20 protein-coding genes are annotated in these 26,963 nt (G+C 66.3%); 17 read left to right on the top strand and 3 right to left on the bottom strand.

What is annotated here, in order from left to right:
- Nucleotides 1-14 precede the first annotated feature (14 nt).
- From AQZ50_RS04095 to AQZ50_RS04040, 12 genes are all read left to right on the top strand, one after another.
- Nucleotides 15-2,387: a sensor histidine kinase gene (locus AQZ50_RS04095; RefSeq protein WP_067743798.1), complete on the top strand. Its 2,373-nt coding sequence runs from the start codon at nucleotides 15-17 to the stop codon at nucleotides 2,385-2,387.
- Nucleotides 2,384-2,836: a tRNA (adenosine(37)-N6)-threonylcarbamoyltransferase complex ATPase subunit type 1 TsaE gene (tsaE, locus tag AQZ50_RS04090; protein WP_067742980.1), complete on the top strand. Its 453-nt coding sequence runs from the start codon at nucleotides 2,384-2,386 to the stop codon at nucleotides 2,834-2,836. Before AQZ50_RS04095 ends, tsaE begins: the two co-directional genes overlap by 4 nt.
- A complete protein-coding gene (locus AQZ50_RS04085) occupies nucleotides 2,827-3,843 on the top strand; it encodes an aminoglycoside phosphotransferase family protein (protein WP_067742977.1) in 1,017 nt (338 codons plus the stop codon). The genes tsaE and AQZ50_RS04085 overlap by 10 nt, the downstream gene beginning before the upstream one ends.
- Nucleotides 3,840-4,607 (top strand): nucleotidyltransferase family protein, encoded by a 768-nt coding sequence (locus AQZ50_RS04080; protein ID WP_067742975.1) that lies wholly within the window; start codon nucleotides 3,840-3,842, stop codon nucleotides 4,605-4,607. Before AQZ50_RS04085 ends, AQZ50_RS04080 begins: the two co-directional genes overlap by 4 nt.
- A 3-nt stretch (nucleotides 4,608-4,610) precedes the next feature.
- Nucleotides 4,611-7,625, top strand: a complete 3,015-nt coding sequence (gene addB / locus AQZ50_RS04075) for a double-strand break repair protein AddB (RefSeq protein WP_067742972.1) — start codon at nucleotides 4,611-4,613, stop codon at nucleotides 7,623-7,625.
- Complete coding sequence (addA, locus tag AQZ50_RS04070) at nucleotides 7,622-11,119, top strand: double-strand break repair helicase AddA (protein WP_067742969.1); 3,498 nt, start codon at nucleotides 7,622-7,624, stop codon at nucleotides 11,117-11,119. Before addB ends, addA begins: the two co-directional genes overlap by 4 nt.
- Before the next feature lie 77 nt (nucleotides 11,120-11,196).
- Entirely contained in the window at nucleotides 11,197-11,517 is a 321-nt protein-coding gene (gene trxA, locus AQZ50_RS04065) for a thioredoxin (protein ID WP_067742966.1), read from the top strand.
- A gap of 321 nt (nucleotides 11,518-11,838) precedes the next feature.
- Complete coding sequence (locus AQZ50_RS04060) at nucleotides 11,839-12,381, top strand: HutD/Ves family protein (RefSeq protein WP_067742964.1); 543 nt, start codon at nucleotides 11,839-11,841, stop codon at nucleotides 12,379-12,381.
- Entirely contained in the window at nucleotides 12,378-13,235 is an 858-nt protein-coding gene (locus tag AQZ50_RS04055) for a transporter substrate-binding domain-containing protein (RefSeq protein ID WP_067742962.1), read from the top strand. Before AQZ50_RS04060 ends, AQZ50_RS04055 begins: the two co-directional genes overlap by 4 nt.
- Nucleotides 13,235-13,957, top strand: a complete 723-nt coding sequence (locus AQZ50_RS04050; RefSeq protein WP_067742960.1) for an ABC transporter permease — start codon at nucleotides 13,235-13,237, stop codon at nucleotides 13,955-13,957. The genes AQZ50_RS04055 and AQZ50_RS04050 overlap by 1 nt, the downstream gene beginning before the upstream one ends.
- Complete coding sequence (locus AQZ50_RS04045; protein ID WP_231730100.1) at nucleotides 13,957-14,634, top strand: ABC transporter permease; 678 nt, start codon at nucleotides 13,957-13,959, stop codon at nucleotides 14,632-14,634. The genes AQZ50_RS04050 and AQZ50_RS04045 overlap by 1 nt, the downstream gene beginning before the upstream one ends.
- Nucleotides 14,631-15,401, top strand: coding sequence for an ATP-binding cassette domain-containing protein (locus AQZ50_RS04040; RefSeq protein ID WP_067742959.1), 771 nt, complete (start codon nucleotides 14,631-14,633; stop codon nucleotides 15,399-15,401). Before AQZ50_RS04045 ends, AQZ50_RS04040 begins: the two co-directional genes overlap by 4 nt.
- On the opposite strand, the gene hutH (AQZ50_RS04035) is transcribed toward AQZ50_RS04040, so the two are convergent.
- A complete protein-coding gene (gene hutH / locus AQZ50_RS04035; RefSeq protein WP_067742957.1) occupies nucleotides 15,398-16,888 on the bottom strand; it encodes an HAL/PAL/TAL family ammonia-lyase in 1,491 nt (496 codons plus the stop codon). The two genes, AQZ50_RS04040 and hutH (AQZ50_RS04035), sit on opposite strands and share 4 nt — an antisense overlap.
- A gap of 206 nt (nucleotides 16,889-17,094) precedes the next feature.
- On the opposite strand from hutH (AQZ50_RS04035), the gene AQZ50_RS04030 reads away from it, so the two are divergent.
- The gene (locus AQZ50_RS04030) at nucleotides 17,095-19,518 is read left to right on the top strand and encodes a TonB-dependent receptor (protein WP_067742955.1); all 2,424 of its coding nucleotides are present in this window, start codon (nucleotides 17,095-17,097) and stop codon (nucleotides 19,516-19,518) included.
- A 50-nt stretch (nucleotides 19,519-19,568) separates the two neighbouring features.
- On the opposite strand, the gene AQZ50_RS04025 is transcribed toward AQZ50_RS04030, so the two are convergent.
- Nucleotides 19,569-20,255, bottom strand: a complete 687-nt coding sequence (locus tag AQZ50_RS04025) for a UTRA domain-containing protein (protein WP_067742953.1) — start codon at nucleotides 20,253-20,255, stop codon at nucleotides 19,569-19,571.
- On the bottom strand, nucleotides 20,252-21,604 hold the full coding sequence (locus AQZ50_RS04020) for a formimidoylglutamate deiminase (RefSeq protein ID WP_067742950.1): 1,353 nt from the start codon (nucleotides 21,602-21,604) through the stop codon (nucleotides 20,252-20,254). The genes AQZ50_RS04025 and AQZ50_RS04020 overlap by 4 nt, the downstream gene beginning before the upstream one ends.
- 102 nt (nucleotides 21,605-21,706) lie before the next feature.
- Between AQZ50_RS04020 and hutI the strand changes: the two genes are divergently transcribed.
- From hutI to hutU, 4 genes are read left to right on the top strand one after another with little or no spacing between them, the layout of a single operon-like run.
- The gene (gene hutI, locus AQZ50_RS04015) at nucleotides 21,707-22,936 is read left to right on the top strand and encodes an imidazolonepropionase (RefSeq protein WP_067742947.1); all 1,230 of its coding nucleotides are present in this window, start codon (nucleotides 21,707-21,709) and stop codon (nucleotides 22,934-22,936) included.
- A complete protein-coding gene (gene hutH, locus AQZ50_RS04010) occupies nucleotides 22,933-24,462 on the top strand; it encodes a histidine ammonia-lyase (protein WP_067742944.1) in 1,530 nt (509 codons plus the stop codon). The genes hutI and hutH (AQZ50_RS04010) overlap by 4 nt, the downstream gene beginning before the upstream one ends.
- Complete coding sequence (gene hutG / locus AQZ50_RS04005; RefSeq protein WP_067742942.1) at nucleotides 24,462-25,271, top strand: N-formylglutamate deformylase; 810 nt, start codon at nucleotides 24,462-24,464, stop codon at nucleotides 25,269-25,271. Before hutH (AQZ50_RS04010) ends, hutG begins: the two co-directional genes overlap by 1 nt.
- On the top strand, nucleotides 25,268-26,938 hold the full coding sequence (gene hutU / locus AQZ50_RS04000) for a urocanate hydratase (RefSeq protein ID WP_067742939.1): 1,671 nt from the start codon (nucleotides 25,268-25,270) through the stop codon (nucleotides 26,936-26,938). The genes hutG and hutU overlap by 4 nt, the downstream gene beginning before the upstream one ends.
- Nucleotides 26,939-26,963 lie beyond the last annotated feature (25 nt).

The following is a 26,963-nucleotide window of genomic DNA, read 5'->3' as shown; positions in this document are numbered from 1 at the left end:
CTAGCCATGTGATGATGTTTCTCAACCAAGCCGCATGGGCCGTGATCGGGCTGTTGTTGGCCGCGTGGACCGTTGCGGCGGCCTGGGCGGTGCTGGCGGCGCGTGCGCGACAGCGGCGGGCCGAGAGCAGCCTGCGGCTGGCCCGACGGCTTGGCCGGATGGTCGACGATGCGCCGGCCTTGCCGATGGTGGTCCGGGCGGACGGGCGGATCGAGGGACCGGCGCGGCTTGCCGGGTGGTTCGGCTTTGACGCGATGCCCGGCTATTTGTCCGAGCTCGATGCCATGGGCGAGGGGCGAGGGCATGGTTCGTCCGGGCGCGGACTCGATGAATATCAGCTCTCCTTGCTCAGCGATGCCGTGCGCCGCACGCAAAAGACCGCCGCCCCGTTTCGCCTGACGCTCGCGCTGCGCGGCACGGGCAAGGCGCTGGGAGTGCGCGGACACCTTGCCGATCCGCAGATTTCGCCCGGTGGCGCTGCGCTGGTATGGTTTTTCGACTTTACCGAAAGCGAAGAGGAGCTGCGGCGGCTACGGGCCGAGACTGCCGGTGCGCGGGCCGATTTTGCCGGGTTGTCCGGTCTGATCGAGGCGGCCCCGCTGCCGATGTGGTTTCGCGGGCCCGATCTTGCGCTGCGGCTGGTCAATACCGCGTATGTCCGCGCGGTCGGTGGGCGCAGCGGGACCGATGTCGTCGCCAATGCAACCGAACTGGTCGAGCCGATCGACGGCACGACCCCGCGCGACATCGCGCGCTCGGCGCTGGCGCGCGGATTGCCGATCGAACGGGTGGTTTCGGCGACGATCGGAGGGCAGCGCCGCTCGTTGCGGGTGATCGACCTGCCATTGGGTGATGACGGCGTGGCCGGATACGCCGTCGATATCGAGGAAATGGAGGAGCTGACCCGGCAGTTCCGCCGTTTCCGCGCGGCGCAGCGGCAGATGCTCGACATCATGTCGGCGGCCATCGCGCAGTTCGACGACCGCCGCAATCTGGTCTTCGTCAATCAGCCGTTCCTGCGCCTGTTTGGCATTCCGCAGTCGTTTGTAGTCGATACGCCGCCGTTCGACCGCGTGCTCGATCGCATGCGCGATGGCGGGCGGCTTCCCGAAGTGCGCGATTTTCCCGAATGGCGCCGCGAACGGCAGGGCTGGTTCCTCAGCCGCGAAGCGCGCGAGGAGCCCTGGCACTTGTCCGACGGCACGCATTTGCGCGTCGTCGCGCAGCCGATGCCCGATGGCGGGCTGTTGATGATCTTTGAAGATCGCACCGAGCAACTGCAGCTTTCCGCGACGCGCGACACGCTGTTGCGCACGCGCACGGCGACATTCGACAATCTGTTCGAATCGCTCGCGGTATTCGGCCCCGACAGCAAGCTGCAATTGTGGAACCGGCGCTTTGCCGCCGACTGGGGGCTCGACGAAGAGCTGTTGGCGACTCATCCGCGCGCCGACGTGATCCTGACGCATATTGCCGGAAAATTGCGCCGTCCGGCGCAAATCGCGACGATTGCCCAGGTGATCGAGGCGGCGACGCTCGAACGGCGCCAGCAGACCGGGCGGCTCGCGCTCGCCGACGGGCGCCATTTTGCCTTTGCCGGGGTGCCGTTGCCCGATGGCAATGGCCTGTTGACCGTGCTCGACATCACCGATTCGCAAAAAGCGGAAACGATGTTGCGCGAACGCAATGCCGCGCTGATCGAGGCCGATGCGGTCAAGACGCGCTTCATTGCCAACATGAGCTATGAATTCCGCACGCCGCTGACCTCGATCCGGGGGTTTGCCGAAATGCTGCAAGGCGGGCTGGCGGGCGATTTGACCGATCAGGCGCGCGATTATGTCGATGCGATTCTCGTTTCGGTCGAACGACTTGGCGAACAGATCGAAACCGTGCTCGACCTGTCGCAGGGCGAGGCGGGTACTTTGCCCCTGTCGCGCGATCCGGTGCCGATCTTTGCGCTTTTGACTGAGCTGGTTCACGAACGCGCCGACCGCATCGGGCAGGCCGGGTTGAAGCTCGATTTGCGCGGGACCGATGCGGTCGGCACGGTTATCGGCGACGCGCGCCGCCTGCGCCGCGTTTTCGGCCACTTGCTCGACAATGCCATGGCGGCAACGCCCGAGGGCGGGCGCATCCTGATCGATTGCGCGCGTCTGCCCAATCGCAAGGTGCAAGTGGTGGTGTCGGACAACGGTCGCGGGATGGAGCCGGCACAGCTTGCCCGCGCGCTCGAAGGGCTGGCCATCTCGCCTGACGGGCGCAGCGTCGAGCGCCGGGGCGGGCTTGGCCTGCCGCTGGTGCGTCAATTGATCGAGGCGCACGGGGGCACGATCGAACTGATGTCGGAGCCGGGACAGGGGACCAGCGCGCTGGTCATGCTGCCATGATCGCGATCGACCTGCCCGACATGGCCGCAACCGGGGCGCTGGCTGCAAAGATCGCCGCCGCGCTGATGCCGGGCGATGTCGTCGCGCTCGAAGGCGGGTTGGGCGCGGGCAAGACCACGCTGGCGCGCGCCATTCTCGCCGCGCTCGGGTATCGGGGCGATGTCCCGTCGCCGACGTTTCAGATCGTCGAGCTTTATGATCCGCCCGCTGTGCGCCTGCCGGTGGTTCATGCCGATTTCTACCGGCTGGCGCATCCGTCGGAGGCCGACGAGATCGGGCTCGACGATTATCGCCAGGGGGCGGCCCTGCTGGCGGAATGGCCCGATCATGCCGGCGGTTTCGGGCAAGAGCCGGGCTGCCTGACTATCCGCATGGAAATCAGGGAAAAAGGTCGAGGGGCCATTGTCGAGCCGGGGCGGCTTTGGCAAGAGCGAGGGTTATGGATCTGACCATTCCCGAAAGCGCTACCCCGTTTCTGGCTTCTGTCGGCTGGGTCGGCGCGACAATCGAACCTTTGCCGGGCGATGCTTCGTTTCGCCGCTATTTCCGTGTGCGCAAGCCTGACGGCGCGTCAGCGATGCTGATGCATGCACCGCCGCCGCGTGAAGACCCCGAACCTTATTTGCGCGCGGCGCGCTGGCTCGACGACAATGGCTTGCGCGCGCCGCGCATCCTTGGCGAGGATGTCGCGCGCGGCTTTGTCCTGATCGAGGATTTCGGCGATGTGCGGATGCGCGAATATGTCGATGCCTGGCCCGATGACGAGGCCGCGGTCTATCGCGGCGCGGTCGATGCGCTGATCGGTCTGCACCGCCTGTCGGCGGGGCCGTTCAACGATTATGTGCTGTCCGAATATCAGCGCGAGGCGCGGCTGTTCATCGACTGGTTTTGCCCGGCGCGCGGGCTTTATGTCGATGGCCGGGGATGGACGACGGCGTGGGAAGAGGTGCTCGCTCCGATGTTGCCGCGTCAGCGTCCAGGGGTGACGGTGCTGCGCGACTATCATGCGGAAAACATCATGTTGCTCGGCGGGATCGATCGGCAGGGGCTGCTCGATTTTCAGGATGCGCTGGTCGGCCATCCGGCCTACGATCTGGTTTCGTTGTTGCAGGATGCGCGCCGTGATGTCGCGCCGGAACTGGAAGCGGCCATGTTCGATCATTATTGTCGCGGTGTGGCCACGGCATCGGGCGGGCCGGTCGATGCCGAACAGTTTCTTGCCGATTATGCCCGGCTCGGGGCGCAGCGCAATGCCAAGATCGTCGGGATCTTTGTCCGGCTGTGGAAACGCGACGGCAAACCGCGCTATCTCGATATGATCCCGCGCGTATGGGCTCATCTCGAACGCGATCTGGCGCATCCGGCGCTGGCCCCGGTGGCGGCCTGGTTCGATCGCAACATCCCGGCCGAACTGCGCGATCCGGCAGGCATTCTGGGCGGGAGTTTTGCCGCATGACCGATACCCCTCGCCCTCTGCCGCGCCGCACCGCTCCTTTGCCCGGCGGGCCTCTGGCCAGCGATGTCGCGATGTTGCTGTCTGCCGGGATGGGCAAGCGCATGCGGCCCTTGACCGCGACCCGGCCCAAGCCGCTGGTGCGCGTCGTGGGCAAGCCGCTGATCGATTACAGCCTCGACAAGCTGGTCGAGGCCGGCGTTTCGCGCGCGGTGGTCAATGTCCATTACTTGTCCGATCAACTGGTCGCCCATCTGAAGGGGCGAAAGGCGCCGTCGATCGCCATTTCCGACGAAACCGACGGCTTGCTGGAAACCGGCGGCGGGATGGTGCGCGCCGCGCCGCTGATCGCGGCGGACCCGTTTTTTTGCCTCAACACCGATGCGATCTGGCTCGATGGGCCGCGCAATGCCTTTGCCGCGCTGAGCGAGGCCTGGGACGCTGCGCGGATGGACGCGCTCCTGCTGCTGGTCAGCCATGCGCAGGCCTACAATTACACCGGCATGGGCGATTTTCACCTCGATCCGCTGGGGCGTATTTCGCGGCGCAAGCCGGGGCGGGTCGCGCCTTATATTTTTACCGGGATTCAGATCGTGTCGCAGCGCCTGTTGCGCGACGCGCCCGACGGGGCCTTTTCGACCGGGGTCTTGTGGGACCGTGCGATGGCCGAAGGGCGGCTCTATGGCCTGTCGCATACCGGGCTGTGGTTTGAAGTGGGCAGCCCGGCAATGATCGCCCCGACCGAAGCGGCGCTGACCGGCGCCTAGGCGATGAAACCGCAGGTCTATTCGATCGCGGCGCATCGGGGCTTTGCCGATGCGCTCGTCGCCGGATTGATCCCGCGCTATCGGGAGGATCATTTCGGCCTGGCGCGGCTGACGCTGCTGCTGCCGAGCCGCCGCGCGGTGCGCACGGTGACAGAAGCCTTCGTCCGCGCAAGCGGCGGGGCGCTGATGCTGCCGCGCATGGCGGTGGTCGGCGATCTCGATCTCGATGAGACGCTGGGGCCGGTTTTCGATCCGCTGGGGATGGAGGCCGGGGCGGTCGCAGCCCCCCCGGCGGTCGATCCGACGGTGCGATTGCTGATCCTGTCGCGCCTCTTGCGCGAAGAACTCGCGGCCGAGGCCGGGGCCAGCGTGCCGGGCGAGGCTGCGCTGTTGCGGCTGGCGCGCGGCGTGGGCGAAACCATCGATCGGCTGTTGATCGAGGAAGTCACGCCCGAGCGCCTGCTCGATCCGGCGGTGATCGGGCTGGTCGGCGATCTGGCCGAACACTGGCGGGTGGCGACGCGGCTGTTTGCGCGGGTCATGCTGCGCTGGCGGGCGGAACTGGACGCGCGCGGCGCCTGCGATGCGCCGGAACGTCGCAATCGCCTGCTGCATGGGCTGGCCCAACGCTGGCGCGCCGCGCCGCCCGCGCATCCGGTGGTGGCCGCAGGGGTGACCTCGGCGGCACCCGCCGTCGCGGGGCTGTTGCGCGTGGTTGCCGAATTGCCCGGCGGGGCGGTGATCCTGCCCGATCTCGATCTCGCGCTCGATGATGCGGTGTGGGATGCGCTGGGCCATGCCGGTGCGCCCGCCGAGGATGGCCAGGTCTTTGCACGAGGCGACATCGTCACCCATCCGCAATACCATCTCAAGCTGCTGCTCCATCGCATGGGCATTGCGCGCGGCGAAGTGCAGCCCTGGCACCGCGCGGGTCTTTCGCCCGCCCGACCGGCGCGCAGCCGGGCGATTTCAAACCTGTTTCTGCCGCCGGTGGCCAGCGCCGTCTGGGCGACATTGTCTGCCGACGAGCGCAACCTTGGCGGCGTGCGGCTGATGGAAAGCGCGCATCCGGGCGAAGAGGCGCTGGCCATCGCGGTGCTGGTGCGCCGCGCGCTCGCCGTGCCAGAACGCCGCGTCGCGGTGATCACCCCCGACCGGGGCCTTGCCGAGCGCGTGATCGGGCATTTGCAGCGCTGGAATATCGCCGCCGATGACAGCGCCGGGCGTCCCTTGCCGCAGACGGCTGCCGGGCGCCTGCTGCTGCTGCTGGCCGAAACATGGGCAGAACGCGCAGCGCCCGTGCCGCTGATCGCGCTGCTGGGGGCGCCGCTGGTGCGCGCGGGCGAGGGGCGGCCTGCCTGGCTCGACCGCGTGCGCAAGCTCGATCTCGCTTTGCGCGGGCCGCGTCCGGCGCCGGGTGTGCTGGCGCTGCGCGATCATCTGGTAAAGGTGCGGCGGCCCGATCCGGATCTGATCGCATGGTGGGACGATGTCGCGCTGATCCTTGCGCCGATGCTGGCGATCGATGACGCACTGCCGCTCGCCGATGCGCTGGCCTTGCTGGTCGAAACAGCCGAGGCCTTGTGCGGCGAGGGGATCTGGGCAGAGGCTGACGGGCGCGCGCTGGCGATGTTTGTCGAGGACTGGAGCGCGGCGGCAGGCGATCCGATGGTCGCCGAAACGGCGGTCGACCCCGCCGAATTGCCCGCGCTGTTGCGCGATGCGCTCGATCTCGTGGCGGTGCGTCCGCCTTATGGCGGGCATCCGCGCCTTGCCATCTATGGCCTGATCGAGGCGCGGATGAGCCGTGCCGATCTGGTGATTTGCGGCGGGCTGGTCGAAGGCACCTGGCCCGCGACGCCGGGGACCGATCCGGTGCTCGCCCCGGCGGTCTTGCGGGCCTTGGGTATTCCCGGCGCCGATTTCCGCATCGGGCTTGCCGCGCACGATTTCGCCGCCGCGCTCGGCGCGCCCGAAGTCGTGCTGAGCCATGCCGCGCGCGACATCAGCGGGCCGACCGTGCCCTCGCGCTTTTTGCTGCGTATCCGGGCCATGCTCGGCGGCGGCGTTCATGAAGAGATCGATGCGGTGCTTTGGGCGCGCGGGATCGATCAAGCCGATCGCATGCCGCCGAGCCCCCGGCCACAGCCGATGCCGAGCGCCGAGCAGCGCCGGGTCGACATCGCCGCGACCGCGCTCGACCGGCTGCGCGGCGATCCCTATCAATTCTACGCGAGCGCGATCCTGCGCCTGTCCACGCTTGATCCGCTCGACGCCGATCCGACCCCGGCCTGGCGCGGCACCGCGGTTCATGCCATTCTCGAAGCCTGGCATGCAGCGGGCGCGCCGCCGGGCGAACTGGTGCCGCTGGCCGAGCGCGCGCTGGCCGAGATGAGCGCCCACCCCTTGATGCGGGCCCTGTGGCAACCGCGCCTGATCGCCGGGCTGTTGTGGGTCGAGGAGGAACAGGAGCGCCTGTTGGGCGAGGGGCGGCAGGTCGTCGCCTATGAACGCTGGGGCGACATCACCGTGCGCGGCGTGCGCATCAAGGGGCGCGCCGATCGTATCGACCGGCTGCCCGACGGGACATTGGCGATTGTCGATTACAAGACCGGCTCTCCGCCCAAGGCGCGGATGGTCGAAGAAGGCTTTGCGCTGCAATTGGGTCTCATCGGCCTGATTGCCGCCGATGGCGGGATTGAAGGGGTCTCGGGCCTGCCGAGCCGCTTTGAATACTGGTCGCTGTCGCGCCGCAAGGACGGGTCCGGCTTTGGCTGGTGCGACGAACCGATCCGCGACGGACGCAAACGCAGCGGCGTGCCCCGCGACGAGTTTCTCCCGATCACGCGCGACTATCTGCATGACGCGCTCGATCGCTGGATTTTGGGCAGCGACCCGTTCACCGCGCGGCTCAATCCCAATCTGGCGGGCTATAGCGACTATGACCAGTTGATGCGGCTCGACGAATGGCAGGGGCGTGACGTGCAGCGACTTGACGGGGCAGGAGGCGACGCATGAGCGCGGTCAAGTCGCTGGCACAGGAAGTGCACCGGCTTCAGGCCAACCAGATGGCGGCGGTGGCGCCCGACCGGACTGTCTGGCTGTCGGCTTCGGCGGGCACCGGCAAGACGCAAGTGCTGACATCGCGCGTGCTGCGCCTGCTGCTCGAACCGGGGGTCGAGCCCGACCAGATCCTGTGTCTGACCTTCACCAAGGCGGGCGCGGCGGAAATGGCGACGCGGATCGGCGAAAAGCTGGCCGACTGGGTGCGCATGCCCGACACCGTGTTGGCCACGCATTTGCAGGCCATTGGCGCGCCGATCGATCAGGCCACTCTGGCGCGCGCGCGCAGCCGCTTTGCCGCCGTGCTCGATTGCCCCGGCGGCGGCTTGCGGATCGAGACGCTGCACGCCTTTGCGCAATGGCTGCTGTCGGCCTTTCCCGAAGAAGCGGGCCTGCGCCCCGGATCGCGCGCGATCGAGGACCGCGACCGCGATCTGCTCGTGCGCGACGTGCTGGTGGACTTGCTCGTGCGCGCCGAAGACAGCGGCGATATGGCATTCATCGACGCGCTCGCCGCGCTCAGCTTGCGCATGGATGAAAGCGCGCTGACCCGGTTTCTGTTGCGCTGTGCGGCGGCGACCGAGCTGTGGACCGGCCCCGGCGCGTGGCAATCGCCGCTGCGCCCGCGGATCAATCGCCTGCTCGATTTGCCTGCCGACGCCGACCGGGGGCTGTTGGCGGATTGCTTTGCCGATGCGCGGTTTCCGACCGTCGCGCTCAGCCGTTGCCTCGATGCCTTGCGCGAATGGGGGACCAAAAGCGCCGACGGGATGATCGCCCCGATCGCATCCTGGATCGCCGCCCCGGCGGACGAACGCGCCGAACGCTGGCAGGAACTGGCGCGCGCCCTGTTCAACGACAAGGGCGAACCCAAATATGGCAAGAACCTCGCCAAAGTCGATCCGGGCTATGCCGATCATGCCGCAATCGTCGCCGAGGCGCTCGACGCCACGCGCGATCTTGCCCGCGCGCTGGCGCTGGTTGATCTGCTGGAGCCCGCGCTCGGCATCGGGCGGCGGTTTGCGCTGGCCTGGGATGAAGCCAAGACTCGCGAAGGGATCATCGATTTCGACGATCAGATCCGCGCCGCCGCCGCGCTGCTGACCGAGCGTGCGCCTGCCGACTGGATCCGTTTCAAGCTCGATAGGCGGTTCGATCACGTTCTGGTCGACGAGGCGCAGGATACCAATGCGGCGCAATGGCGGATCGTGCTCGACGGGTTGACCGGGGATTTCTTTGCGGGCGCGGGCAAGCCCCGGCCCGAAGAGACCCCGCGCACGCTGTTCGTGGTCGGCGATTACAAGCAGGCGATTTTCCGTTTTCAGGGCACCAGTCCGGAAAATTTCGAGGCGGCGCGGCGTCGTGTCGCGGCGCAACTCGACGAGCTTGCCCTCGCGGCAAACGAGCCGGAATTCGGCTTGCTCGATCTCGGGCTCGGTCGTTCGTTCCGCAGCGCGCAGCCGATCCTGCGCTTTGTCGACGATGCGATTGCCGCCATCGGACATCGCGCGCTGGGCCTGCCGCATCCGCCCGAGCCGCATGTCGGTCATGATATTCCGGGGCTGGTCTGCTTGTGGCAACCCGTCGGGCAAGAGGCAGAGCCCGATGAAGACGATTTGCCCGATCCCGGCGGCGAAGAGACCTGGCTTTCGGGGCCCGATCGCGAATTGGCCGGGCGGATCGCGCGGCAGGTGCGACAATGGCTGGACGACGGTTTTGCCCTGAGCAAGGGGCGGCCGCGCCGGGCGACGCCGGGCGATGTCATGGTGCTGGTGCGCAAGCGCGGCGCGCTGGCCGGGCTGATCGTCGCGCGGCTTCATGCCGAAGGCGTGCCGGTCGCGGGCGTCGATCGCTTGCGGCTGGGCGCGCCGCTGGCGGTCAAGGATCTGGTCGCGGCGCTGCGCTTTGCCGTGCAGCCGGGCGACGATCTCAATCTGGCCAGCCTGCTCGTTTCGCCGCTGATCGGCTGGAGCCAGGAAGACTTGCTGGCCCACGGCTATCGTCGCCCCCAGGCGGCTCATGGCGGCGTGCGGCTGTGGGATCATCTGCGCGCGCATGAAAATGCGGCGACTCATCGCGCGATGGGCCAATTGCGCGATCTTCTGGCGCGGGCGGATTTTACCTCTCCGGCGGGGCTGCTGACCTGGATTCTGGTCGGGCCATGGCAGGGGCGGCGCGCCCTGATCGCGCGGTTGGGCGAAGAAGCGGGCGATCCGATCGACGAACTGGTCAACGCGGCGATGGCCCATGCCGCCAGCCATGTCCCGAGCCTTGCCGCATTCCTGCACTGGTTCGCCGCCGGCGACGGCGATGTAAAGCGCGAGGCAGGCGGGCAGAGCGATCTCGTCCGGGTGATGACGGTGCATGGGTCAAAGGGCTTGCAGGCGCCGATCGTGATCCTCGCCGATGCGACCACCAATCCCGACAATGCGCTGTCGTCGCCGGTCGAGCTCGACGATGGCGGGCGCCGGGTGCCGCTGCCGCCCTTGCGCAAGGAGGAAAAGCCCGCCGCGATCCGCGCCGCCGAAGAGGCTGCGCGTCAGGCAGAGCGCGCCGAACACTGGCGCCTGCTTTATGTGGCGATGACTCGCGCCGAAGAGGCCCTGTTTGTGACCGGCGCGCTCGGCCCGCGCGACAAAGGCGAAGTGCCGCCCGAAAGCTGGTACGGCGCGCTTGCCCAAATCATGCCCGAGGCTGCGCAGGCCGACGATCCGATCTGGATCCGGCGCTGGCAACGCGGCGAATTGGGCCCGTTGCCGCCGCGCGATGCGGGGACGGCGCCCGCCGCGCCCGTCATTCTGCCGCCTGAATTGCGCGAGGCCGTGGGCCCCGAGCCGCGCCCGCTGCGCCCGCTCGCGCCGAGCGCCTTGGGCGAGGATGCTGCGCCTGCCGCGCCGACACGGCCCGGCCCCGGCGCGCGCGTCGCGGCAAGGCGCGGGACATTGCTGCACCGCCTGCTCGAACGCCTGCCCGAAGTGCCCGCCGCGATGCGCGATGCGGCGGCGCGGCATTGGCTGGCGCGCATGGCGGGCGAAATGCCCGATGACGAGCGCGCGGCCCTGATCCGCTCGGCTCTGGCGGTCCTCGACGAACCGCAATGGCAGGCGGTGTTCGGCCCGGGCTCGCTTGCCGAAGTGCCGATTGCCGCGCTGGTCGGCACGCGCATGGTCAATGGCACGATCGACCGCCTGCTGATCACGTCGGACCGGGTGCAGATCGTCGATTTCAAGACCGACCGGCGCCCGCCCGACAGCCTTGCGGCGATCCCTGTCGCCTATTTGCGCCAGATGGCCGCCTATGTCGCGGCGCTGCAAGTGATCCATCCGGGGCGGCGGGTCGAGGCGGCGCTGCTCTATACCGCGACACCGCGCCTGTTCGCCTTGCCCGATGACGTGCTGGCCGCGCAAAAGCTGGGCCTTGGGCCGGCGGAGGAAACCTTTTCCGCCTGATCGCCCGCCCACCTGTTGCATGCGCCGCGCAGAACCCTAGATTGGGCGCAAGTTGTCTTTTTTCGGAGTTTTGAATTATGTCCACCAAAGCCGTCACCGATGCCAGCTTCGCCGAAGACGTGCTCGCTTCGGACAAGCCCGTGCTGGTCGATTTCTGGGCGGATTGGTGCGGCCCGTGCAAGATGATCGCCCCCGCGCTTGAGGAAATCGCCGAAGAGCTCGCCGATCGCGTTACGATCGTGAAAATGGACATCATGGAAAACACCGGCGTTCCGGGGCAGATCGGCGTGCAGTCGATCCCGCTGCTCGTGCTGTTCAAGGATGGCAAGCCCGCCGCGCAAAAGCTTGGCGCCGCGCCCAAGAGCCAGCTCAAGGGCTGGCTGGAAAGCGTTCTGTAACGAAAATCCGGGAACCTCTGTTTAAGACCAGGCAACATTGGAACCAACCTACCTCGTCCCGCGAAGGCGGAAATCCAGATTTCGACGTATGATCAAGACGTTAGGTTGACTGGATTCCCGCCTGCGCGGGAATGACGATGGTTTATACCTCATTGATTTCACGGTATAAATTTCGTGGTTCGTGATGTGTGAATGCCGTAGGGATCAAGTCCGGGGTGACGATGTGTGAATCTTTTTTCGCGCCCCCCGACAAATGTCTATACATAATGAATCGGGCGTGCCAGATTTGACCTCGCGAGGAATGAAGGGGTTTCAGGGCGCGTGGTGGCACAGGCCGGGATCGGGCAGGGCAGGGCGGAGCGCGCGATCGTGCGCGTCGCGTCGCTTGTTGCGGTGCCCTGGGCCAATGGCGGCGGGGTTACGCGGGTTATGGTCGATCGGCTCGGCGCGTTTCGGCTGAGCCTGGCGACGATTGACGGCGCGGGGCCGTTTTCCCGCTTTCCGGGTGTCTTGCGGCAATTTGCGCTGGTGGCGGGGCGGGTGGATTTGTCGGGCCCTGCGCCTTTTCCGGTTTCGCTCGATGCGCTGTCGCCGCCGGTGACGTTTGGCGGCGATGTCCCGGTTCATGCTGTGCCACGGGGCGGGGCGGCGCTGGCGCTCAATCTGATGGTGCCCGATGGCGCGCCGCGCTTGCGGCTGGTGCGCGGCAAGGGACTTCTCGATGCCGTCGCGATCTTTGCCTGTGGGCCGGTCACCGTCGATGGGGTGCCGCTGGGCGCGCATGATTGCATGCTGGTGGACGTGCGGGTGCAGGTTTTGGGGCCGGTGCAGGTTTCGGGGCCGGCGCTGGTGGTGCTGCGATGATCCGCGTCGCCGGTCTTGCGCTGCTGCTCCTGCTTGCAGCGTGTCATCCCCGCGCGCCGGAGGGAGCGCGCGAACTGGTGATCGGCACCGAGGGGCTTTACCCGCCGTGGAATTTTACCCGCGCCGATGGGCGGCTCGACGGGTTTGAGCCCGACTATATGCGCGACCTTTGTGCGCGGTTGCATCGGCGTTGTCGCATGGTGGCGATGGATTGGGACGGGATGGTCGGCGCCTTGCAGACCGGCAAGATCGATCTGATTGCCGATGCCGTGCAGATCACGCCCGAACGCGCCGCCGTGCTGTGGTTCAGTCGGCCTTATGCCCTGACCACGGGGGTTATCGCCACTTTGCGCGATAGTCCTTTGGCGGGGCTGCCCGATCGCGGCGCAATGATGGATTTCGACCGGCATGGTCCCGATCTCGATGCCAGGATCGGGCGACTGCGCAAAGGGCTTTCCGGCAAAGTCGTCGGGGTCGAATTGTCGGGTGCGTTCGACAATTTCCTCAACCAGTCGATCGGGCCCCATGTCACGATCCGTTATTACCGCACGATGGGCGAACGCGATCTCGATCTGCTCAATGGCCGGATCGACGCGACGCTGGAAGATGAATCCTATATCCGCCCCTTGCTCGCCACGCGCGATGGTGCAGCGCTGGCACTGGCGGGGCCGCGCATGATCGGCGGGTCGATGGGGCGGGGCGAAGCGCTGGCCTTTCGCCCCGGCGACGCGGCGCTGCATGATGCGTTCGACGGCGCGATCGCGGCGACTCTGGCTGATGGCACGGTGCGCCGACTGGGGCTGAAGTGGTTCCGCATGGATGCGACGCCTCCTGTCGCGGGCAAGCTGCGCTGATGGACGCGGAGCTTTCCGTTCCGGCGCTGCTGGGCCTTGGCGCCGATGGCTGGGGCTGGGCGCTGATGGCCGGCGCCGGGCTGACTTTGGCCGTGGCTTTGGCGGCGATGGCGATCGGTTCGATGCTGGGGGCTGCGCTGGCGGCGGCGGAGGCTTCGCGCCGGGTTTGGCTGGTGCGGATTGCCGCGACATATGGGCTTGTCATGCGCGGCGTGCCCGAATTGCTGGTGGTCCTGCTGCTCTATTTCGGCGCGCCGGGGATGCTGGCCGGGGTGGCCGGGCTGTTCGGCCTGCCTGCGCCGGGCTCGCCGCCTGCATTCCTGACCGGCAGTCTGGCCATCGGGCTCGTCTCTGCCGCCTATCAGGCCGAAGTGTTTCGCGGCGGCATGCTGGCCGTGCCGCGTGGGCAGATCGAGGCGGCGATGGCGGCGGGGATGGGGCCTGTCGCGCGGTTGCGCCGGGTGATCCTGCCGCAAGTGCTGCATCATGTCCTGCCGCCACTGGGCAATATCTGGCAATTCAATCTGAAGGATTCGGCGCTGGTGTCGATTACCGGGCTGGCGGAGCTGATGCGAGTCAGCCTCGTTGCGGCGGGCTCGACGCGGCGGCCTTTCGTGTTCTTTGCGGCGGCGATGGTGCTCTATCTGATCCTGACGAGTGCGAGCTCGGCCTTGTTTCGGATGATCGAACGGCGCGGATCGCGCTGGGCGGGGGGGCGCTGATGGACTTCCTCGGCACGACTTCGCTGGGCCTGTTGCGTGCGGTTCCGGTCACGGTTTTGCTGTTTCTGGCGAGCGCGCTGGGGGCGAGCCTTGTCGCGGCGGTGCTGGTCGCGATGCAACAGGCGCGCGTGACGCAGGGCTTGGCGCGGGCGTGGATCTTCGTGTTTCGCGGGACGCCGCTGCTGTTGCAGATTTTCATGGTCTATTACGGGATCGCCGCGCTGGGGCCGATCCGCCATGGTTTTCTGTGGCCTGCGTTTCGCGAGCCGCTGTTTTGCGCCTGGCTGGCGATGACATGCTGTTGTTCGGCCTATATCGCCGAAGTCCTGCGCGGTGCGCTTGGCGCGATCCCCGTGGGGCAGATCGAGGCGGCGCTCGCTTGCGGCATGGGGCGCTGGACGCGGCTGCGGCTGATCGTGGCGCCGCAAGTGCTGCGGCTGGCGCTGCCCGCTTATGGCAACGAACTGGTGATGATGATCAAGTCGACCTCGCTCGCCAGCTCGATCACCGTGCTCGACGTGACCGGCGTGGCGCAACAGGTGATCGCCCATTCCTATCGCACGCTCGACGTGTTCTGCCTTGCTGCGGCGGTCTATCTCGGCATGACTGCGGCCTTGACCGCCGTATTGCGCCGGATCGAGCGCAGCCTTGATCCGCTTGGGAGCGCCCCTCGATGACCCAGACCAGCCCGTCCGTCCTCAGCGCGCGCGGGATCACCAAAAGCTTTGGCGGACGCGCGGTCTTGCGGGGTATCGATCTCGATGCGCAGCGCGGCGATGTCGTGACGATCCTGGGCGGCAGCGGGTCGGGCAAGAGCACGTTTCTGCGCTGTCTCAATCTGCTCGAACTGCCCGATGCGGGTACGATCGAAATCGCCGGTACGCGCGCGCCGCTGGCCCATGATCGCCATGGCAAGGCGCGCATTGCCAATCCGAAAGCGCTGAACGCCTTGCGTACGAAAACGGCGATGGTGTTTCAGAATTTCAATTTGTGGTCGCACATGACCGTGCTCGACAATGTGATCGCCGCGCCCGTCCATGTCCACGGCGTGCCGCGCGCGCAAGCGGTCGATCGCGCGCATGGCTTGCTTGAAAAGGTCGGCATGGCGGGCTTTGCCGGGCATTGGCCGCGCCAGTTGTCGGGCGGGCAGCAACAGCGCGTGGCGATTGCCCGCGCGCTGGCCACTGATCCCGATCTCATGCTGTTCGACGAGCCGACGTCGGCGCTCGATCCCGAACGCGTGCGCGAAGTGCTCGATCTGATGCGCGCGCTCGCCGGAGAAGGGCGCACGATGCTGATCGTGACGCACGAAATGGCCTTTGCCCGCGATGTGTCGAGCCATGTTGTCCATGTGCGCGACGGGGTGATCGAATCGATGGGGCCGCCCGCGCTGATGTTCGGGCCGGATGCCTCGCCGGTTTTCCGGGCGTTCCTGTCGCCCTAAGGTTTCGGCAAACCGGCGCGAACGAGGTCTGCCCCTTGTACCATGACCGCGTGCATCGGCCGATCATCGGCATAAGGCGCGATCGTTGCGCGGACATGGCTGTGAAGCCGGGCCGTGGCCGGAGCGCGCGCCTCGGGCGGCACGGCGATGTCGTGCGCCTGGGCTGCGGCGGCCAGTTCGATGCCCAGAATCGCCTCGACATTGGCCACGATCGTCAGCGCCTTGATCGCGGCGGGGGTCTGGTGCGAAAGGTAGTCTTCCTGCAAGCCCGACGTGATCCCGCCGTCGAGGCTGGCCGGCGCGGCAAGGCGGCGGTTTTCCCCGACGAGCGCGGCGGCGCTGTATTGCGCGATCATGAAGCCGCTCGATACGCCGGGCTCCGTAGCGAGGAAGGCGGGCAAGCCGCTGACCAGCGGATTGACCAGCCGGTCGAGCCGCCGTTCGGACATCATGCCCAGATGCGCGACTGCGATGCCGAGTGAATCCAGCGCGAGCGCCAGTCCCGCTGCCACGGCATGCGCCTGCGACCCGGCGCGCGGCGCTTCGGGTGTGCCCATCACGACCGGATTGTCAGTGACGGAGGCCAATTCATCGTCGATCATCGCCGCCACATGCGCCAGCGCATCGCGCACCGCGCCATGGACTTGCGGAACGCTGCGCAAGCTGAGCGGGTCTTGCAGTCGTGCAGGGCCGCCAAGGTGTGCGCTTCCGGCAAGCCAGGCGTTGAGCGAAGCGCCGGTCTCGGCAATTCCTGCCGAACGGCGCAAGGCGAGAAGATCGGGCGCAAACGCCGCCGGATTGCCGCCCAGCGCCTCGAAGCTGAGCGCGGCGATGCCGTCGGCAGACGCGACCGCACGTTTTGCGCGGGCGAGCGCCAGCGCGCCGAGCCCGGTGGCGCACGGCGCGCCGTTGATGAGGCTGAGTCCCTCTTTGGCTTCGAGCACCAGCGGGGCAAGCCCGGCGCGCGCCAGAGCTTCGGCCCCGGTCATGCGCTCGCCGTCGATCCGCGCATGGCCTTCGCCGATCAGCACGAGCGAAATATGCGCCATGTGCGCCAGGTATCCGACCGAGCCTCCCGCGGGCACTTCGGGCATGACACCATGCGTCAGCAGCGCGAGCAGCGCCTCGACCACCGCAACGCGCACGCCGGAATAGCCGTGGGCATGGTTGTTCGCCTGCGCCGCGATGATCGCGCGCACCTGCGCCTCGGGCAGCGGCGCGCCCACGCCGCAGGCATGGCTCATCACCAATTGGGTTGACAATCGGCGTTGCAGAGCAGGCTCGACGGCGCGATCGACGAGCGCACCGACCCCGGTGTTGACTCCATAGGCGGGCACGGCGCGCGCGACGATGGCGCGCACGAGATCATGCGCAGCCGCGATCCGTTTGCGCGCCGCATCACCCAGCGTCAGCGTCGCGCCTTCGGCCACGGCGGCCAGCGCGGCGGCATCAAGCGGTTGGTCGAGCGTGAAAGTCTTGGGGCTCACCGGGGCTGCTCCATGGTGTCTAAAAGGGTGGTGCAAGATTGCCGAAACGGCCTTGTCAACGGCGTCTTTATGTATAGTCATATTGGCAAGAGAACGTCCAGAGCAAGGACGGTAAACGGGCGCGTGGTCTTGCGCCATGCCCTTTCGGTCTGGCATACGGGCGGTACAGGGCCTGACCAAAATGAAGAAAACAGGAGACTTGTTTCATGAGGGATACCACCAGGATGGCGCGCAGCCTTGCGCTGCTGTTGGCGAGCGGTTCTGCCGCCGCGTTCGTCGCAACGCCTGCGCTGGCGCAGACTGCGGCCCCGGCTGCCGATACGGCGTCCGCCAACGCATCGGGCGAAATCGTCGTGACCGCGCAAAAGCGGTCGGAAAGCATCCAGCACGTGCCGATCAGCATGCAGGCGCTTGGCGCGGCGACGCTCGAACAGCATCAGGTCCAGTCGTTCGATGACTATGCCAAGCAATTGCCGAGCGTGTCGTTTCAGTCGATGGGGCCGGGTCAGAGTCAGCTGTTTTTCCGCGGCATCACTTCGGGCGGTGATGGCCTGCCGTTTGGCGCGCTGCCGACGAGCGGCGTCTATCTCGACGAAATCCCGGTCACCACGATCGGCGCTCTGCTCGACGTCCATGTCTATGACATGCAGCGCGTCGAGGCGCTTTCGGGGCCGCAGGGCACGCTGTTCGGGGCGAGTTCGCTGTCGGGCACGCTGCGCATGATCACCAACAAGCCTGTTCTCGACAAGCTTGAAGGCAGCTTTGACGTCACCGCCGACAAATATGGCAAGGGCAATGCCGGCGCCACGGTCGAAGGCATGATCAACGTGCCGGTGGCGCATGGCGTAGCGGTGCGTGCGGTCGGTTTCTACGAACACGACGGCGGCTATATCGACAACCTGCCGGGCAGCCGCACCTATAACCGCACCTATACCGATCCTAATAACAAGGATAACACGCTCACCAGTCCGATGACGGTGACCAACTCCGCCTATGCCAAGAACAACTACAACGATGTCGACAGCTATGGCGGGCGCATCGCGCTCGGGATCGAGCTTGAGAACGGCTGGAAGATCACGCCGCAGTTGATCGCGCAGCACATGCACAGCAACGGCACATTCCTGTATGACCCGGCTGTGGGCGATCTGGCGGTTCATGATTATACGCCAGAATACAATATCGACGAATGGTTTCAGGCTGGCCTGACCATAGAAGGAAAGATCGGCGACTGGGACTTGCTCTATTCAGGCGGTTACATGAAGCGCAAGATAAACACGGCTGCGGATTACAGCTATTACACTGTGGCCTATGCTTCGCATCCAGGATATACCTATTTTACCGATAGCAATGGTAAAAATATTGATCCCACTCAGCAGTTTACGTCGATTCAGCGGTTGACCAAGCAAAGTCACGAATTGCGTATCAACTCGCCGTCATCTTCGCCGGTGCGCGTTACCGCAGGTCTTTTTTATCAGCGGCAGACCAACCATGCCAACCTGAACTATTTTATCCCCGGAGTCAGCGCTGCGAGCCAGGCTTCGACGGTCTATGGCGACGACGTGTTCGTCACCAATGCCTATGTTACCGATCGCGACTATGCCGCCTATGGTCAGGCGAACTTTGATCTCACGTCAAAGCTGACGCTGACCACCGGCATCCGCGGGTTCATCTACACCAACTCGCTCGACGGTTTTTCCGGCTATTCGTCCGCCGCGACGAACGCGGGCTGCACGGTTCCGCTGGCAACGCTGGACAGCTGCAACAATGCCATCGACAAACGCTCGCATGGTTCGGGCGAAACGCACAAGATCAACCTGACCTGGCAGATCGATACTGATCACATGCTCTATGCGACCTATTCGACCGGCTTCCGCCCGGGCGGAAACAATCGCTATGCCGGCATCAACCCCTATAAGCCCGACACCCTCGATAACTTTGAATTGGGGTGGAAAACCAGCTGGTTCAATCACATGCTGCGCTTTAATGGTGCGGTTTACTATGAAAAGTGGAAAGACCTGCAATACGCGCTGCAATTGTCCGGCGCGGGCATCACCAATATCTACAACGCAGGCGACGCGCGCGTCTATGGTGTGGAAATGGATGCGCAGTTGCGCCCAATGAAGGGGCTGACGCTGTCTGCTTCGGGGGCGTACAACGATGCCGCGCTGACCACCGACTTCTGCTCGATCAGCCCGACAACCGGAAACCCGGACTGCGCGAACGGTACACTTGCTGCGCCCGCCGGAACGCGTCTTCCGGTTCAGCCGCGTTTCAAGATGTCAGCGAATGCGCGCTATGAATTCCCGGTCGGGTCGATCGACGCGTTTGTCCAGGGTTCCATGAACACGCAGTCTAATTCGACCAGTCTGCTTGGCGTCAATGACAATGCCACGTTCGGCAACAGTGCAGGCTTTACCACGGCGGACTTCTCGGTTGGCGGTAAAAAAGGCAACTATACCTTTCAGCTGTTCATCCAGAATGCTTTCGACAAGCGCGGGTCACTGTCGCACAATGCGCAGATATCTCCGGCAGACATCGAAAACAACCCGAGCCTGGGTATCGCGCACTTTTCGCGCATCTATCCAATCAAGCCGCAGTATTTCGGCATCAAGGTCGGGACCAAGTTCTGATAGGGAAAGGGGGGGGCTGGTCGGCCCCCTTTTTTCATTTTGGCCTTTTCTCAATTCGGTCCGAAGCGCGCGATCAGTTCATAGCGATCTGCGACGAAATGCTGGCGCACGCGGGTTACGGTGTCGGGCCCGCGCCAGGTGCGGCGTTCGAGCGACAGGACCGGCGCGCCGCGCGCTATGCCCAGTGCGCGCGCAATTGCGGGCGGGGCGGCGGTCGCGCTGATCCGGTTTTCCGCCTCGGTCCACGGGACATGCGCGATCAGCCACGATCCGGGCGGGGCCTGCGTCAAGTCCGCCTCGGCAATTTCGGGCACGAGCGCCAGATTGATCATGCGTTCTTCGTGCGCCAGCGGCAATCCGTCGGCATAATGCACGCCGGTCACGCTCAGGACATGCGAAGGCGTGCCCAGCGCATCGGCCTTGACGACTTTGCGGCTGACCAGATCCCAGCGATAATCCTGTCCCCGGCCTTTGATTTGCGCGGCAAGGTCTGGCACGTCGAGCACCATCGATTGCGTGCGCGGCTGTGCGACAAAGCTGCCCGCACGTTTGCGCCGTTCGAGCATTCCGGCGCCCGCCAGCGCCGACAGCGCCTTGTTGACCGTCATCCGCGCGCAGCCATATTCGGCCATCAGGTCGGTTTCCTTGGGAATCCGGTCGCCGGGGCGCAGGCGCCCGGCCATGATGGCGCTTTCGATTTCGGCACGAATGCGTTCGTGCAACGGAACAGGCTTCATTCCAGCAATCCGCTAAGCGCGGCGCGATACCGATGGACAATCGCTTCGCGCGCGTGATGACGCCCCCCCGATACCAGCTTGACGCCATGGCGCCAGACGCAATCGATGGCGCCGCGCCCGGCGGCAAACAGCCATCCGTCGATCAGGGCATCATCGCTGCGCCCGATCAGACAGGGATGATCGGCCGCCAGAGTGACCAGATCGGCGCTATGCCCCACGGCAATCCCGGCGGGTGTGCCCAGTGCCGTCGCGCCGCCGGCCAGCGCACTGCCAAACAGCGCCGCGCCCGTGCTCGTGCCGGGGGCAGGGGCGAGCATGTTGCGTCCGCGATGGAACAGCCGCTGGCCATATTCATAAAGCCGCAGTTCTTCGGCTGCATCGATCAGCACGTTGGAATCGCTGCCCACGCCCCAGGCGCCGTCGGCATAGTCGCGCGCGGGAAACAAGCCGTCGCCAAGGTTTGCCTCGGTGATCGGACACAACCCGGCGACTGCGCCGCTTTGCGCCAGCCGACGGGTTTCGTCGGGCGTCATGTGCGTTGCGTGGACGAGGCACCAGCGGCGGTCGACCGGGGCATGGTCGAACAGCCATTCGACCGGGCGCGCGCCGCTCCAGGCAAGGCAGTCGTCGACTTCGCGGGTCTGTTCGGCGATGTGAATGTGGATCGGCGCAGTGCCCGCCATCGCGGCGAGCGCGGTCAATTCGTCAGGCGTCGTCGCGCGCAGCGAATGCGGGGCGAGCCCGAGCACGGCGTCGGGCAAAAACGCCAGCGCGCGCGCCGCATGGTCGCGAAGGCGCGCAAATCCGTCGAGATCGAGAAGGAACCGGCGCTGCCCCGCCGTTGGCTCCTGCCCTCCAAACCCGCCATGGGCATAGAATACCGGCAACAGCGTCAGCGCGATGCCGGTCTCGGCGGCGGCTTCGGCAATCGCCACGCTCATCGCCGCCGGATTGGCATAGCCGCGCCCGGCGGGATCGTGGTGCAGGTAATGAAATTCGCCGACGCGGGTAAACCCGGTTTCGAGCATTTCGACATAAGCGAACGCGGCGATCGCGACGAGATCGTCGGGGCCCATGCGTTCGAGAAAGCGGTACATGACTTCGCGCCAGGTCCAGAAACTGTCGTCGCCCGCGCCACGCCGTTCGGCCAGGCCCGCCATGCCGCGTTGAAACGCGTGGCTGTGCAGATTGCCGAGGCCGGGGACGGCAATCGCGTGACGCTCGTCATCCGGGGCAGGGGGCATACCGGTCTCGATTCGGGCGATTCGGCCCCCCGCAACGACTACGCGCACATCGTCATGCCAGCCGTCGGGCAGCAGCGCCGTGCCGAAGTGCAGGGGTGGGTTCATCGCGGATTTCCTTTCAACACGGTCGTGCACAAGGCGCTTGCGACGCGCAATTAATGTCTATACATATTTGCTCAGCGAGGCAATGCTTCACGAGGTTTGACGATGTCCGAAACGGCCCCTTCCTGCGATACCGTGTGGACGGGCGCGCGTCTCCTGCCGATGAGCGATGGGGCGCGGCCCGATGGCCTGCCCGATGTCCTGATCGAGGATGCGGTGATCGCGGCGCGGGACGGGCGCGTGATCTATGCCGGACCCGCAGGCGAGGCGCCCGCATTTCGGGCAACGCGGACCATTGATTGCGCAGGACGACTGGTCACCCCCGGCCTGATCGATTGTCACACGCACCTTGTCTACGGCGGCAGCCGCGCGGGCGAATTCGAAGCGCGGCTGGTCGGTGTCAGCTATGAAGACATTGCGCGCGCAGGCGGTGGTATCGTTTCGACGATGCGCGCGACCCGCGCCGCGAGCGAGGCGGAGCTCGTCGCGGCCAGCGCCCCGCGCCTTGGCGACTTGATCGCAGACGGCGTCACCACGGTCGAGATCAAGTCGGGCTATGGGCTCGAACTGGCCGCGGAACGGCGCATGCTGCGCGCCGCACGCGCGCTGGGCGAAAAGCTCGGCGTGTCGGTTTCGACCACATTTCTCGGTGCCCATGCCGTGCCGCCCGAATTTGCCGGGCGTGCCGACGCCTATCTCGATGACGTGATCGACGGCATGCTCCCGGCACTGGCCGACGAAGGGCTGATCGATGCCGTCGATGCCTTTTGCGAAGGGATTGCGTTTTCCCCCGCGCAAGTCGAGCGGCTGTTTCAGGCGGCGCAGGCGCGCGGGTTTCCGGTCAAGCTGCATGCCGAGCAATTGTCGAACCTGCATGGTGCAGCGCTTGCCGCGCGCCATGGCGCCTTGTCGGCGGATCATCTCGAACACCTCGACGCCGCCGGGATCGCCGCCATGGCCGCTTCGGGCACGGTCGCGACGCTGCTGCCCGGCGCCTATTATTTCACGCGCGAAACGCATCTGCCCCCGGTCGCCGCCTTGCGCGCGGCAGGCGTGCCGATCGCGCTGGCGACCGATTGCAACCCCGGCACCAGCCCGCTGACCTCGCTGTTGCTGGCGATGAACATGGGTGCGACGCTGTTTCGCCTGACCGTGGCGGAATGCCTCGCGGGGGTGACGATCCATGCCGCGCGGGCGCTCGGGCGCAAGGACATTGGCGCGCTGGTGCCCGGCGCCTGGGCCGATCTGGCCGTGTGGGATGTCGCGGCGCCTGCCGAACTGGTCTATCGCATCGGGGGGCGGCCCCTCCATGCCCGTTATTGGAGAGGTCAATGACCACGCTTGTGCTTACCCCCGGTGCCGTTGGTCTGTCCGACTGGCGCGCCATCTGGCGCGGCGCGCCCGCGCGGCTCGATCCGGCCTCGGCCCCGGCGATTGCTGCCAGCGCGGCGGCGGTCGCGCGCATTCTGGCGAAAGGCGAGCCGGTTTACGGCATCAACACCGGCTTTGGCAAATTGGCGAGCGTGCGTATCGACGACGCCGATCTCGCCACGTTGCAGCGCAATATCGTGCTCAGCCACGCCGCCGGGACCGGCGCGCCGTCGCCGGTCGCGGTCGTGCGGCTGATGATGGCGCTCAAGCTGGCCAGCCTGGCCCAGGGCGCGAGCGGGATACGGCCCGAGACGGTCGCGCTGCTCGAAGCGATGCTCGAACGCGGGCTGACCCCGGTGGTCCCCGCGCAAGGCTCGGTCGGCGCGAGCGGCGATCTGGCGCCGCTGTCGCACATGACGGCGACGATGATCGGGGTGGGCGAAATCGACTATGCCGGCGAACGCCTGCCCGCAACGGTCGCGCTGGACCGCGCCGGGCTCGCGCCGATCGTGCTTGGCCCCAAGGAAGGGCTCGCGCTGCTCAACGGGACGCAGTTTTCGACCGCCAATGCGCTTGCCGGGCTGTTTGGCGCGGAGCGACTGTTTCAGTCCGCGCTGGTTACCGGCGCCTTGTCGACCGAGGCGGCCAAAGGTTCCGACACGCCGTTCGATCCGCGCATTCATGCGTTGCGTCGCCATGCCGGGCAGATCGAGACCGCCGCCGCGCTGCGTGCGCTGATGGCCGGCAGCACGATCCGAGCCAGCCATCGCGACAACGATGCGCGCGTGCAGGATCCCTATTGCCTGCGCTGTCAGCCGCAAGTCATGGGCGCCGCGCTGACCGTGCTGCGCCAGGCGGCGGCAACGCTCGATGACGAAGCAAACGGGGTTTCGGACAACCCGCTGATTTTTCCCGAGGCCGACGAAGCGCTGTCGGGCGGCAATTTCCATGCCGAGCCGGTTGCCTTTGCCGCCGACATGATCGCGCTGGCGGTGTGTGAAATCGGCTCGATTGCCGAGCGGCGCATTGCCATGCTGGTCGATCCGGCGCTGTCGGGCCTGCCCGCATTCCTGACGCCGCGCCCGGGGCTCAATTCGGGCTTCATGATCCCGCAAGTCACCGCCGCCGCGCTCGTTTCGGAAAACAAGCAGATGGCCTATCCGGCGAGCGTCGATTCGATCCCGACCAGCGCCAATCAGGAAGATCACGTGTCGATGGCCGCCCATGGTGCGCGGCGACTGGCGGCGATGGTTGCCAATGCCGAAGCGGTGATCGGCATCGAATGGCTCGCAGCCGTGCAGGGGTGCGAATTTCATCAGCCGCTGCCTTCGTCTGTCGCGCTCGAAGCGGCGCGCGGGGCCTTGCGCGCACAAGTGCCCGCGCTCGATGAAGACCGCCATTTTCACCCCGACATGGAGGCTGCCAATGCGCTCGTTCGCGCCGGGCGTCTGGTCGAAGTGGTGAAGCAGGCGCTTCCGGGGGTTTGCTGATGGATTGGCTGCGGGTTCATCGCGGCGACGCGCCGCTGATTGTCGCGTTTCCCCATGGCGGCACCGGTCTGGCGGGGCTCGACGCGCAATTCGTCTCGCCCTGGCTGGCGCAGCGCGATGCCGACTGGTGGATCGCCGCGCTGTATGCCTTTGCCCGCGATCTGGGGGCGACCACCGTGGCGACCGGGATCAGCCGCAGCGTGATCGACTGCAACCGCGATCCTTCGGGCGTGTCGCTCTATCCCGGGCAGGCGACGACCGAACTGGTGCCGACGACGACGTTCGACGGCGATCCGCTCTATGCCGGTGTGCCGCCCGACGAAGCGGCGGTCGCGGCGCGGCGAAGAGCTTATTTCGATCCCTATCATGCCGCGCTGACGGCAGAAATTGCCCGTTTGCGCGCCATGCACCCGCGCGTCGTGCTCTATGACGCGCATTCGATCCGCAGCCGTATTCCGCGCCTGTTCGACGGCGAACTGCCGCAATTCGCTATCGGCACCAACAGCGGGGCGAGCTGCGCCGTCGAGCTGGAAGCCGCGATTGCCGAAGAGTGCGCCGCATCGGGGCTCGGCCATGTCGTCAATGGCCGCTTCAAGGGTGGCTGGACCACGCGCCATTACGGCGACCCGCAGCAGGGCGTCCATGCCGTGCAGATGGAACTCGCGCTGCGCGGCTATGTTGACGAACCCGTTTCCATCGATCCGACCAACTGGCCCGCGCCGCTCGATCCGGCGCCGGTCATCGCCCCCACTTTGCGCCGCGTTCTGGACGCCGCGCTTGCCTTTGCCATCTCGGGAGAATCCGCATGAGCAACCGTCTCGACAACACCCGTGTCATCCGTCCCGCCACCGGCACCACGCTGACCGCGAAATCGTGGCTGACCGAGGCGCCTTTGCGGATGCTGATGAACAACCTGCATCCCGATGTCGCCGAACGGCCCGAAGAACTGGTGGTCTATGGCGGGATCGGCCGCGCCGCGCGTGATTGGGACAGCTATGACAAGATCGTCGCCGCGCTGACCCGGCTGGAAGAGGATCAGACGCTGCTCGTCCAGTCAGGCAAGCCGGTCGGCGTGTTTCGCACCCATGTCGATGCGCCGCGCGTGTTGATCGCCAATTCCAACCTCGTGCCGAAATGGGCGACCTGGGAGCATTTCAACGAGCTCGATCGCAAGGGGCTGGCGATGTATGGCCAGATGACGGCGGGCTCGTGGATCTATATCGGCACGCAGGGCATCGTGCAGGGCACCTATGAGACGTTCGTGGAAATGGGGCGGCGTCATTATGGCGGCGACCTGGCGGGCAAGTGGATCCTGACCGCAGGGCTTGGCGGCATGGGGGGCGCGCAGCCGCTCGCGGCGGTCATGGCCGGGGCCTCGTGCCTGGCCATCGAATGCCAGGCCAGCCGCATCGACATGCGCCTGCGCACCGGATACCTCGATCGCCGCGCCGACACGCTCGACGAAGCCATGGCCATCATCGACGAAACCACTGCCGCGAAGACCCCGGTTTCGGTCGGGCTGATCGGCAATGCCGCCGAAGTGCTTCCCGAAATGCTGCGCCGGGGCATCCGGCCTGATTTGCTGACCGACCAGACCAGCGCGCATGACCCGATCAACGGCTATCTGCCCACCGGCTGGACCGTCGCCGAATGGGTCGAAAAGCGCGAGCGCGAGCCCGAAGTCGTGGCCAAAGCGGCCAAGGCGAGCATGGCGCGCCATGTCGAGGCGATGCTGGCGTTTCAGGCGCTGGGCGTACCGACCACCGATTACGGCAACAATATCCGTCAGGTCGCGCTCGATGAAGGCGTCGTCAATGCGTTCGGCTTTCCCGGTTTCGTCCCCGCCTATATCCGCCCGCTGTTTTGCCGGGGGATCGGCCCGTTTCGCTGGGCGGCGCTGTCGGGCGATCCGGAAGACATCTATCGCACCGATCAGAAGGTCAAGGAACTGATCCCCGACGATCCGCATCTGCATCGCTGGCTCGATATGGCGCGCGAAAAGATCCGGTTTCAGGGGCTCCCGGCGCGGATCTGCTGGGTCGGGCTTGGCGACCGGCACCGGCTCGGCCTCGCGTTCAACGAAATGGTCGCCAGCGGCGAATTGAAAGCGCCGATCGTGATCGGGCGCGATCATCTCGATTCGGGATCGGTCGCCAGCCCCAATCGCGAAACCGAGGCGATGCAGGACGGGTCCGACGCGGTGTCCGACTGGCCCTTGCTCAATGCCTTGCTCAATTGCGCCAGCGGGGCGACCTGGGTCTCGCTGCATCATGGCGGGGGCGTGGGCATGGGCTATTCGCAGCATTCGGGCATGGTCATCGTTGCCGACGGCACCGAGGCGGCGGCGCGGCGGCTTGAGCGCGTGCTGTGGAACGACCCGGCGACGGGGGTGATGCGCCATGCCGACGCGGGCTATGCCATCGCGCTCGATTGCGCGCGCGAAAAGGGGCTCGATCTGCCCGGCATTCTGGGATGATCTGATCCGTCAATGGGTTTGAGAC

This window comes from Novosphingobium sp. Fuku2-ISO-50, assembly GCF_001519055.1.
GTDB lineage: Bacteria > Pseudomonadota > Alphaproteobacteria > Sphingomonadales > Sphingomonadaceae > Novosphingobium.
Note: the sequence above shows the minus strand (reverse complement) of the source record. Positions and strands in the feature narration are given on the sequence as shown.